Annotated in this window: 1 protein-coding gene; it reads left to right on the top strand. The window is 47.0% G+C overall.

The window, feature by feature from the left end; genetic code table 11:
- Positions 1–918, top strand: a 918-nt coding sequence (locus A3751_RS17605; protein ID WP_156492589.1) for a chloride channel protein, incomplete at its 5' end; no start/stop codon positions are given.
- Between the last annotated feature and the right edge of the window lie 28 nt (positions 919–946).

Here is a 946-nt window from a genome sequence, read left to right as displayed (position 1 = left end):
TTTCCTGAAATTATGGGCATTGGCTATGACACCGTAAACCATACCTTTACCGGCCAGATCGCTTTGGGTTTATTGTGCGGTATTGCACTGACCAAGCTGCTGGTAACTGCGACGACACTTGGTCTTGGGATGCCTAGCGGTATGATCGGTCCAACCCTATTCATCGGGGCAACGACTGGCGGGGCACTTGGTATTATCGCGCAATGGCTGATGCCGGATATTGCCTCATCGACTGGTTTTTACGCCATGCTAGGTATGGGTGCAATGATGGGGTCGGTCCTCCAAGCGCCCTTGGCAGCTCTAATGGCAATTCTCGAGCTAACACAAAATCCAAATATTATCTTGCCTGGAATGTTAGTGATCGTTGTATCTAGCATGTTCGCTAGTACGGTGTTCAAACAAAAATCGGTCTTCATCACGATGCTCGAAGCGCAAGGTTTAAACTACAACAGTAGCCCAACCGTTCAAGCTCTGCGCAGCGTGAGCGTGCTTGCGATCATGGATCGAAAGTTCGCCCGAGCGCAAAAACATGTTGAATGGCAAGAAGCGGAAGAAATTCTTAGGCAAGGACCCCACTGGGTCATTATTCACAACGACAAAAATATTCCAGTCTCTTTACTGCCGGCGGTTGATCTCGTTCGTTATATGGAACAAAACAAACCTCAGGATGAAAAAGACGCAAAACACGAGGCAGAAAACGAAAAACATGCAAGCATTGCGCTACTTGAGATCCCTGCACATCGGCAGGACTTTGCTCACATCTATTATCAAGCCACGCTCGAAGAGGCCCTGAAAACCTTAAACAAAGAGGCAAAAGGGGCCTTAATCGTTGAACGCGATAGTGGAGGCCTTAAACGAACGTTGGGTGTGTTGACTCAAAATGATATTAACCGTTACTACCAATACACAGGAAATTAATCCTTATGCTGTGGTTTAAAGCCTTTCA

This window comes from Oleiphilus sp. HI0080 (genome assembly GCF_001635135.1).
This window is presented reverse-complemented; position numbering and strand designations above follow the sequence as displayed.